Source organism: Streptomyces longisporoflavus, from assembly GCF_014649775.1.
Taxonomy (GTDB): Bacteria; Actinomycetota; Actinomycetes; order Streptomycetales; family Streptomycetaceae; genus Streptomyces; species Streptomyces longisporoflavus.
Map to the genome: position 1 here is coordinate 1 of NZ_BMTR01000031.1, position 10587 is coordinate 10587.

Below are 10587 nucleotides of genomic sequence, written 5' to 3' on the forward strand. Positions count from 1 at the left end.
CGCGGCCCTGGACTGCATCCCGGGCATGAAGGGCCTCACCAGCCTCCGCGGCCTCGCCAAGGGCATGAAGGGCCTCAAGGCCGGGATGAAGGGCCTGGCTCTTGGAGCGAAGGGGCTGGGGAAGGGGGCGCGCGCGATGGCGCGCCCCATGAAGAAGCTGTTCACCTGCGGCGATCCGATCGACATGGCCACCGGCAACATGGTGATGTCCGAGACCGACGTGGACCTGCCCGGAGTTCTCCCTCTGGAGTTGGAGCGTCATCACCGCACCGGGCTGCGGTCCGGGCGCTGGTTCGGGCCCAGTTGGGGCTCGACGCTGGACCAACGCCTCATTCTCGATCAGGGCGGAGCCCGTTTCACGACCGCCGACGGCATGGTCCTTCACTACCCCGTGCCGGCCCCGGACGCCCCCGTACTCCCGGTGGAGGGGCCGCGCTGGCCTCTGGAGTGGGACGGCGTCCCGGGCAGCACCATGTCCGTGCACCAGCCCGAGTCCGGCCTCACTCTCCGGTTCCGGTCCCTCCCCGACCGACCCGTCGCCGAACTCCCCCTCGCGTCCGTCACCGACCGCAACGGAAACGCGCTCCAACTGGAGTACGGAGCGGACGGGGCCCCGCGAGAGCTGATCCATACCGGCGGCTACCGCATCGGACTGACCACGGATGACGGCAGGATCACGGCGCTCACCCTGCTCAACGCCCCCGAACGCCCAGTCCTCCTGCGCTACGGCTACGACGCCGTCGGCAACCTGACCGAGATCTACAACTCCTCGGGCCTGCCCTTGAAGCTGAGCTACGACGACAGGCGCCGGATCACGGGCTGGGAGGACCGCAACGGCACGTGGTACCGCTACGAGTACGACACCGAAGACCGTTGCGTCCGCACCACCGGCACCGACGGCATCCTCGACTACGCCTACACGTACGAGGCCGACGGCCGCAGGTCCCTTGCGACCAACTCCCTCGGGCACACCACGACGTACGAGTTCAACGACGCTTTCCAACTCATCGTCGAGACAGATCCCTTGGGCAACACCACCACCCGCACCTGGGACCGCTACGACAACCTCGAGTCCTTGACCGATGCCCTCGGCCGCACCACGACATACGCCTACGACGAGGGCGGCAACATCGAGGAAGTCGTCCACCCGGACGGCAGTGGCGCCCGGTACGAGTACGACAGTTCCGGGGCGCTGATCACAGCGACCGAGCAGGACGGCGCCCACTGGCGGTACGGGCACGACTCTCACGGGAACGTCGTCTCGGTCACCGACCCGGCCGGCGCCACCACCACGTACACGTACGACACCACCGGCGCCGTCGCGTCCGTCACCGACCCTCTCGGTGAGGTGAGCCGGGTCGAAAGCTCCCCGGCCGGCCTCGCCACGGCCGTCAGTACACCGCTCGGCGCGATCACCCGATTCGAGCACGACGCGTTCGGCCGCATCAGCCGGGTCCACGAGCCGGATTCGGCGATCACCAAGGCCACGTGGACCATCGAAGGGCTCCCGGCCCGCCGTGAGTTCCCCGACGGCACCGCGGAAAGCTGGGTGTACGACGCCGAGGGCAACACATTGGCGCACACCGATGCGCAGGACGCCGTCACGCGGTTCGACATAGCCCCCTTCGACCGAAGTCGTGCCCGGACGACACAGGACGGCGCACGGATCGAGTTCACCTACGACACCGAGCTCAGGCCGGTGGCCGTGACGAACGCCGAAGGGCAGACCTGGACCTACGAGTACGACGCGACGGGCGCCGTCACCCGCGAGACCGACTTCAACGGCAGGACTGTTTCCTACCGGCACGACGCCGTCGGTCACATCGTGGAGCGGACCAACGGCGCAGGCCAGAGCATCAGCTACGTCCGGGACCTCCTCGACCGTGTCGTGGAACAGCGCGATTCCGAGGGCAACGTCACCCGGTTCGAGTACGACCAGGGCGGAGCGATCGTCCGGGCCGCCAACCGGGACGCCGAGCTCACCTTCACGTACGACATCCACGGCCGTGTGCTGTCCGAGAGCTGTAACGGACGTGTGCTGACCAACGCCTACGACACCGCGGGCCGTCGTGTGAGCCGACGGACGCCCGGCGGGGTCCTCAGCGAGTGGAGCTACAACTCCGAGCACCAGCCGGTCGAACTGCGAGGCTCCGGGCGCTCCGTCCGCTTCGGCTACGACCCGGCCGGAAACGAGACCCTCCGCGAGCTCCCGTCGGGCGCCGCGCTCGTCCACGGGTGGACCGCGGGCCACCGCATGACGAACCAGGCGGTGCGCGCTCCAGGAGCGAAGATCCCCGGTGTCGATCGCAGCTACTCCTACCGCGCCGACGGACTGCTCCGGTCCGTCACCGACGCCACATCGGGGACCTCGTCCTACCAGCTCGACGTGAACGGCAGGGTCACCGCGGTGACCGCCGCGGATCACCGGGAGACATACGCCTACGACAAGCTGGGCAATCTCGTGCACTCGGCTTCACCGGGCGGTGAAGCCGAGGACGTCCAGGGGCCGAGGACGTACTCCGGCACACTCGTGCGGACCGCGGGCCGGGCGCGCTATGAACACGACGGTCAGGGGCGCGTCGTGCGCCACACGCGCGCGCTTCTGTCCGGAGGGTCCCGCACCTGGCTCTTCGACTGGGATGCGGAAGACCGGCTGAGGGGTGTCACCACCCCGGACGGACGGCGCTGGCGCTACCGCTATGACCCGCTCGGCAGGCGCATTGCGAAGGAGTTGCTCTCCGCGAGCGGCGAAACGGTGGTCGAGCGCACCGACTTCGTCTGGGACGGCACGCGTCTGGCCGAAGAGAGCCACACGGTTCCCGGCGATGGCCGAGGATGCCGTATCACCACCTGGGACTGGGAGCCGGGCGGCGACCGTCCGATCGCGCAGCGAAGCCGCTCCGGGGCCTTGCGGGACGCACGGTACCTGGCGGACGCGCGGGATCTGGCGGGCGAGCAGGACGGGGTGGACGAGCAGGACCGGGTGGACGAGCAGGACCGGGTGGACGAGCAGTTCTACTCCATCGTCACCGACCTCGTCGGCACTCCGACCGAACTCGTCGACGAGGATGGCACTGTCGCCTGGCGCTCACGGACCTCGCTGTGGGGGCTTCCCCTGCGGGACGCGCCTGAGGAAATCGGCTGTCCTCTCCGATTCCCCGGTCAGTATTACGATGCCGAAACCGGCCTCCACTACAACCACCACCGCTATTACGACCCCAGCACCGCGCGCTATCACAGCCCGGACCCGCTCGGTCTCGATCCCGCCCCGAATCACCACAACTATGTGACCAACCCGTTCACCTGGATCGACCCACTGGGTCTCGCCCCGTCCTGCAAAGCCGTTATCCGGCACTACACGGACAAGGGCGGCTACCAGAAGATCATGAGCGGTGGGAGCAAGGAGGGGATCACCCTCAAGGTCCCCAAGAGTTCAAAGGGAAAGAACGCCTCCGCGGTCTATGTTTCGCCGATGAGCCCGGCCGATGTCGCCAAGAAGCCGGGCGGCTTCAAGTCCTACCTCGGCCTCACCAGGGAGAAGAGTGAGTACATGATCGAGTTCGAGGTCGAGAAGAAGCTGTTCTCGGGCCGTCTTCCGGGTACCCGCACCCACGTCTGGTTCTCCAACAAGGACGTCAACATCCCCCGTGACGCGATCAGATACCACGGACCTACCTCGGGCTGGAAGGCCTGATCGAAACCGAAGCGGACCGCAAGGCAAGGAACTCATGGAAATCACCGGACATTCGAGCGACTTCATCGTCGACACCAGTTTCACCACGGCGATGAAGCAGTTCGTCGCACGTCAGCACCGACACTGGCCCGGTCTTTTCCTGTACGGAGAACCGGTCGACGCGGAGTCCTCGGCGGACTGGAATCTCCCGGAAATCGATGAGGACGACGAGTACTCCGGCATCGTCACCTTCTCGTCGGGCCAGAAGATGGAGGATTTCTGGGAGGAGAACGGATACGCCCTCGACAGCGACGACGAAGGCCCTTTCTCGGTCTTCTACCAACTCCATCCGCGATCGCTGCACGCCGACCGGGTGACAGGAGTACGGGGCGCAGACGCAGACCCCGAAGCCGTGGCCGCCGTCGAGGGCACGGGGCTGCTCCTGACCGAGTACTTCACCGTCAGCCTCGTCACCCCGGAAGACCCGGCGACCGATCCTTTCTCGGCGCGCGTCCTTCGTGACTTCGTCGAGTCGTTCGGGCCCGCCTCCCCAGCGGCGTCCCGTACCTGACCCGGGCAGGGGCCCGCCTCAGCCGTGCGCCCGCGCCAAATGCGCCGCCAACCGGGGCGAAGCGAACTCCGTGCCGCAGACGAAGCGCATCACCGGGCCGTACGACGCCGCCGCCGGGAGGCCCGTGAAGTACAAGCCCGGGATCGATGAGGCGTAGCCCGCGCCCAGTTTCGGGGTGCCTCGGCTCGTGGCGAGGCGGGCGCGGAGGGCCGGACCCAGGAAGTCCATCGCCGCGATGTCGACGCGGTAGCCCGTCGCCGCTATGACGTGGTCCGCGGAGAGTTCGCGCAGGCGTCCCCCCGGGGTCTCCAGACGCAGGACCGGGATGCCGTCCCGGACGTCCGCCGAGATGACACGGCGGACCTCGCGCGTCTCGACCTTGCCCTCGTAGCGCTCGCGCAGCCACCACGCGCCCAGCGGGCCGAGGACGCGCCGGACGAGGTAGTGGCGGGCCTGCGGGGGCAGATAGCGGTACGGGTGGGGGTAGTAGCTGATGGCGTAGAGCGACCAGGCGCGGCCGAACGGCGAGACCGGGCGCAGCTTCGGCTGCTTCCACGGGGGCGCTCCGAAGGCCACCGACCCCCTGCCGCGCGCCACCACCTTCACGGTCGCGCCCGCTTCGGCGGCGAGCGCGGCCGTCTCCAGGGCCGACTGCCCGGCGCCGACCACGATCAGCTCACGCCCCGCGAACCGCGACAGATCGCTGTGCTGCGAACTGTGCGACACGGGCCCGGAGGGGGACGGCCCGTCCGGCACGGCCGCGGCAAGCGAGGGCGGCAGCTGCGCGAGGCCCGAGAGTCCGGTCGCGACGACGACCGCGCGGGCCGTGAACTGCTCGCCGGAGTCCAGCTTCAGGTCGAAGCCCGCCGTGCCCTTGCGGTCGACCGACACGACCCGCACCTGCTCCAGGTCGGGCACCAGCTTCTCCTTGAACCACTCCCCGTAGGCGATGAAGGTCTCGATCGGGATGATGTCCTCGTCGGTGACCAGCCGCCGTATCCCCGCCGCGTCGCAGTAGTCGGCGAGGTCGTGGCCGCGCTGCGGCGCGTCGATGTTCGAGGCCACCGGCGTCGATTTCAGGAGCATCCCGGCCGGCATGTGCGCCCGCCAGCTCACCATGGGGTCGCCGAAGACCCGCACCGGGATGCCGCGGGACCGCAGATGGGCCGCGGTGGAAAGGCCGAACGGCCCCGCACCGATGACTGCTACTGGATGGATCACGAAGTCCCTCCCCAGGACGTCACTTACCGCATGTGCCTACTTCGTGTGGTGCTGTTCTATCGCCGCTTCAACGCCCCGTGTCTTTCGCGGCTTCAACGCCTCGTCTCTTACGTGGCTTCAACGCCTCGTGCTGCCGCGCCTCTGGGTCCGCCAGAGTTGGTACAGATGCTTCGCACCCGGCCGTACGAAGCGCGCGAGCATCGTGAAGAACGGCTTCAGGTCGTCCGCGGCGAGCCATGCCAGCTCCGTGCCGCTGGCGTGCGGGGGCGCGTGCGGGGTGGTGTAGCCGCTGCGGCGGTAGGCGAGGAGGGCGGGCAGGTCTATGTTCTCGACGACATACCGGTGGCCGGCGCGCTGCTCCCCCTTGGGGACCGGGCGCCCTGTCAGGTGCAGGTGCATCGCGCGGACCACATCGATCCCGGATTCGTTCTCGAAGAGCCGGAACTGTGCGCCCATGCGGGGGTTGAAGTCGAGCAGCTTGTACTGACCGTCGCGGCGGTCATAACGCAGGTCGAGATCGATGACGCCGGTGAAGCCGATCTGCTTGATGAAACGCGCGGCGAGGTCCGCGAGTTCCGGATTGTCGACGACGTACGCATTCGCCGTCATCCCCGCGTGCGGCGGCCAGGAGCGCACCTTGACGCCGGTGAACATCGCCCGCGGTGTCGAGTCCGCGTCGAAGTAGGCGTGCACGATCCAGTCCTCGGCCTGCTCCCGCGGCAGATACTCCTGGAGGATCACTCCGGGCCGCTCCCCCCAGTCACGGGCGAGGCCGAGCAGTCCCCCCGGGGTCTCGATACGCGTCGTCCCGTTCACCGCGGGCCGGGAGCGGCGCGTGAACGCCTCGCGGTTCTTGGCGACCACGGGGAAGAGGGCCGTCGCGGCGAACTCCTCGATGTCCCCGTAGCTCTCGGGGAAGAACGCCGCCGGCGAGGCGAGGCCGTGCTCCGTGCACAGCTCGTGCAGGCCCTGCTTGCTGGCGAGGCGTCGGGGTAACTTCGGCTCCACGCGCGGGAAGAGGAACCCGGCCGTGCTCAGCGGCTCCTGGTGCTCGGCGATGAGGACGGCCGCTTCCTCGTCGGTGGGGAGCAGGACCGTGGGTCTGCCGATCCGGCGCGCGAGGCGCAGCATCCCCTCGACGAGCCGCTCCGGCTCCTCCGCCCCGGTGGTCGGCCAGGGGAAGGCGCGGGTGAGATGGCGCGAGGCCGCGGCGGGCGTGTAACGGTCCTCCGTGATCGCATACATGGGCACGCCGAGCCGTCCGAGGCTGCGGATCGCACCCACACCGCCGTGGTGCAGCGGGTAGTTGCCGAACTTCACGATCAGACCGGGCACCTCACGGTCCACCGCGAAGGGCATGCTGTCGTTCGTCATGGCCACGGGTCCCCCCACGTGTCCCGCCGTATGACCCGGACCCACCCCACCCCGTCCGCGCCCCCAAAGGACGCTAAGCCGGAATTGACCATTCCAGCAAGGTTTATCCGGACATTGCGAACTCTTTAGACACTGCCCCCGGCCAGGGTTCCCACGTAACGTGTGGCACACCCATATGGAAAGCGAGGCAGGTACGCATGTCCGAGCACACCCCGCTCGACCCGGCCGGAAGCGACCCTTCCGTCCGCTCCGCGAGTGACCCCTTCACTCTCGCGGAGGGCGACCCCTTCGGTCCGCACAACCTCCCGTACGGCGTGTTCTCCCTCATCGGAGGCGCGACCGGGGAGCGCCGCGTCGGCGTACGGCTCGGTGATCACGTCCTGGACGCGGGCGCCGCTGCCGCCGCACTCGGCTCGCCCTACGTCTCGCTGCTCGCGGGCCCCACGCTCAACCCGCTGCTCGCCGCGGGCCGCACGGCGTGGTCCGACGTGCGCCGCGCGCTCACCGCGTGGGTGACGATCCCGGCGCACCGCGAGGTCGTACGCCCCCTGCTCCACTCCCTGTCCGACGTGACGCTGCACCTCCCCTTCGAGGTCGCGGACTACGTGGACTTCTACGCCTCCGAGCACCACGCGACCCATCTGGGGCAGATCTTCCGACCGGATTCGCCGACTCCGCTGACCCCCAACTGGAAGCACCTGCCCATCGGTTACCACGGCCGCTCGGGCACCGTCGTGGTCTCCGGCACCGAGGTGGTGCGTCCTACGGGCCAGCGCAAGGCCCCCGCGGACACGGCGCCGGTCTTCGGGCCCTCCGTCCGCCTGGACATCGAGGCGGAGGTCGGCTTCGTCGTGGGCGCGCCCTCCGAGCTGGGCACGCCGGTGCCGCTCGCGGACTTCCGGGAGCACGTCTTCGGCCTGACCCTCCTCAACGACTGGTCGGCGCGCGACATCCAGGCCTGGGAGTACGTCCCGCTCGGACCGTTCCTCGGAAAGTCCTTCTGCACCTCGGTCTCGGCCTGGATCACCCCCCTCGAAGCCCTGGACGCGGCGCGGGTCGCCCCGCCCGCGCGCACGCATGAACTCCTCCCCTACCTGGACGACTCGGCGGAGTCGGTCGCCGACGAGCCGGGCGGCTACGACCTGCGCATCACCGTGACGCTGAACGGCCAGGTCATCTCCGAGCCGCCCTTCTCCACCGTGTACTGGACGGCCGCCCAGCAGCTCGCCCACATGACGGCGAACGGCGCGTCCCTGCGCACCGGGGATCTGTACGGCTCGGGCACGGTGAGCGGTCCCGAGAAGGGGCAGTACGGCTCCCTGATCGAGATGACCTGGAACGGCCGCGACGCTCTTGTCCTCCCGGACGGGAAGCGGACGTTCCTCGAGGACGGGGACGAGGTGACCCTCTCGGCGTGGGCCCCGGGGCCGGATGGCACCCGGGTGGGGCTTGGAGAGGTCACTGGCCGGGTGGTTTCGGCTGGCGGCGGCGCCTTGGCTGGCGGGGGCGCCTCGGGCCGTTGAGGTCGTGGGCCGGGGGTGCGGCCACCCCCGGCCCCCCGCCGCCGCCGTTGCCCGGCTGTCGCGCCATCGTGGCTGGTCGCGCAGTTCCCCGCGCCCCTAGGGGGCTGCGCCCCAGGGGCAGCCCCCTGCCTAACCCGGCTGCCGCTCCGTCGTGGCTGAGCGCGCAGTTCCCCGCGCCCCTGCGGGGCGTCTCTTACTCGGGGCCGCTCAGAAGTCTTCCGGCGGTTCCGGCCAGTCCTCCTCCGGGGGATCCGCAGGCTGCGAGGGCTGTGCGGGGGCGCCGGGTCCCAGTTCCGTCAGGACCTTCAGTACGCCCTCCCCGTACGTCGCCAGCTTCTTTTCGCCGAGGCCGCTGATGCCGCCCAGTTCCGCGAGGGAGGACGGGCGCAGGGTGGCGATTTCTCGGAGTGTGGCGTCGTGGAAGATCACGTACGCCGGGAGGCCGAGCTCCTTGGCCTGTGCGCCGCGCCACGCCCGCAGCGCCTCGAACACCGGCACCGCTTCCTCGGGCAGCTCGGCGACGGCAGCCGCGGACTTCGCCTTGCGCTCCCCCTTCGCGGCCTTCGCCGCGGCGGGCCGCTTCGGCTCCTTGCGCAACCGCACCTCCCGCTCCCGGCCGAGCACCGCAACGCTCTGCTCGGTCAGGACCAGCGTGCCGTACTCCCCCTCGACCGCGAGCAGGCCCTGCGCCAGCAACTGCCGTATCACCCCGCGCCATTCGGCCTCCGCGAGATCCTCACCGATCCCGAAGACCGAGAGCTGGTCGTGGTCGAACTGGATGATCTTGGCGGTCTTCTTGCCGAGCAGGATGTCGATGATCTGGCCCGCACCGAACTTCTGCCCCCGCTCACGCTGGAGCCGCACCACCGTGGAGAGGACCTTCTGGGCCGGGACCGTGCCGTCCCAGGTCTCCGGGGGCGTCAGGCACGTGTCGCAGTTGCCGCAGGACGGGGCGTCCGCGTCCTGGCCGAAGTACGTCAGGAGCTGGGCCCTGCGGCACTGGGCCGTCTCGCACAGCGCCAGCATCGAGTCCAGATGCGAGGCCGCCCGGCGGCGGAACGCCTCGTCGCCCTCGCTGCCCTGGATCATCTTCCGCTGCTGGACCACGTCCTGGAGGCCGTACGCCATCCAGGCCGTGGAGGGCAGTCCGTCACGTCCCGCGCGACCCGTCTCCTGGTAGTACCCCTCGACCGACTTCGGCAGGTCGAGGTGGGCGACGAACCGGACGTCCGGCTTGTCGATGCCCATGCCGAAGGCGATCGTCGCGCAGACGACCAGGCCCTCCTCCCGGAGGAAGCGTGACTGGTGCCTCGCGCGCGTCCCGCCGTCCAGGCCCGCGTGGTACGGAACCGCCTCGATGCCGTTCTTGCACAGGAACTCGGCGGTCTTCTCGACCGAATTGCGCGAGAGGCAGTACACGATGCCCGCGTCGCCCGCGTGCTCCTCCTTGAGGAAGGCCAGGAGCTGCTTCTTCGGCTCGACCTTCGGCACGATGCGGTACTGGATGTTGGGCCGGTCGAAGCTCGCCACGAAGTGCTTGGCGTCCGGCATGCCGAGCCGCTGGGTGATCTCCCGGTGCGTGGCGTGCGTCGCCGTCGCCGTGAGGGCGATGCGCGGCACGTCGGGCCAGCGCTCGCCGAGCAGGGACAGCGCCAGATAGTCCGGGCGGAAGTCGTGACCCCACTGCGCCACACAGTGCGCCTCGTCGATCGCGAAGACGGAGATCTTGGCGCGGGAGAGCAGATCGAGCGTCCCCTCCAAGCGCAGCCGCTCCGGCGCCAGATACAGCACGTCGAGCTCCCCGGCGAGGAACTCGGCCTCCATCACCCTGCGCTCGTCGAAATCCTGCGTGGAGTTGATGAACCCGGCCCGCACGCCCAGTGCCCGCAGCGCGTCGACCTGGTCCTGCATGAGTGCGATGAGGGGCGAGATGACCACACCGGTGCCGGGCCTGACCAGGGCGGGGATCTGATAGCAGAGCGACTTGCCGCCGCCGGTGGGCATCAGCACGACGGAGTCACCGCCCGCGACCACGTGCTCGATGATCGCTTCCTGCTCGCCCCGGAACGCGTCGTACCCGAAGACGCGGTGCAGCGTCCGCAGCGCGTCACTCTCCGCCACCGCGCTCGGTACGGTCACCTCGCTCATACCACTGATCCCATCCATCGCCCTGCCCCCGTACCTCGCGTACATCTCGTACGTCGCGCTTCGACCGCTGACTCCAC

Annotated in this window: 6 protein-coding genes; 3 read left to right on the forward strand and 3 right to left on the reverse strand. The window is 69.4% G+C overall.

Annotation, left to right across the window (positions count from 1 at the left end; genetic code table 11):
• Together IE226_RS37285 and IE226_RS37290 are read left to right on the forward strand one after the other, a co-directional pair.
• The coding region (locus IE226_RS37285; RefSeq protein WP_190085945.1) for a DUF6531 domain-containing protein at window positions 1–3694 on the forward strand (3694 nt) is incomplete at its 5' end.
• A 34-nt stretch (window positions 3695–3728) separates the two neighbouring features.
• Window positions 3729–4244, forward strand: coding sequence for a hypothetical protein (locus tag IE226_RS37290; protein ID WP_190085946.1), 516 nt, complete (start codon window positions 3729–3731; stop codon window positions 4242–4244).
• Between the two features lie 18 nt (window positions 4245–4262).
• Here IE226_RS37290 and IE226_RS37295 read toward each other — a convergent pair whose 3' ends face one another.
• Together IE226_RS37295 and IE226_RS37300 are read right to left on the reverse strand one after the other, a co-directional pair.
• Window positions 4263–5465: an FAD-dependent oxidoreductase gene (locus IE226_RS37295; RefSeq protein ID WP_190085947.1), complete on the reverse strand. Its 1203-nt coding sequence runs from the start codon at window positions 5463–5465 to the stop codon at window positions 4263–4265.
• 117 nt (window positions 5466–5582) lie between these two features.
• Window positions 5583–6824: a carboxylate--amine ligase gene (locus tag IE226_RS37300; RefSeq protein ID WP_190085988.1), complete on the reverse strand. Its 1242-nt coding sequence runs from the start codon at window positions 6822–6824 to the stop codon at window positions 5583–5585.
• Window positions 6825–7036: 212 nt separating this feature from the next.
• Between IE226_RS37300 and fahA the strand changes: the two genes are divergently transcribed.
• Complete coding sequence (gene fahA, locus IE226_RS37305; RefSeq protein WP_190085948.1) at window positions 7037–8362, forward strand: fumarylacetoacetase; 1326 nt, start codon at window positions 7037–7039, stop codon at window positions 8360–8362.
• Between the two features lie 207 nt (window positions 8363–8569).
• Here fahA and recQ read toward each other — a convergent pair whose 3' ends face one another.
• Window positions 8570–10510: a DNA helicase RecQ gene (gene recQ / locus IE226_RS37310; RefSeq protein WP_190085949.1), complete on the reverse strand. Its 1941-nt coding sequence runs from the start codon at window positions 10508–10510 to the stop codon at window positions 8570–8572.
• Window positions 10511–10587 lie beyond the last annotated feature (77 nt).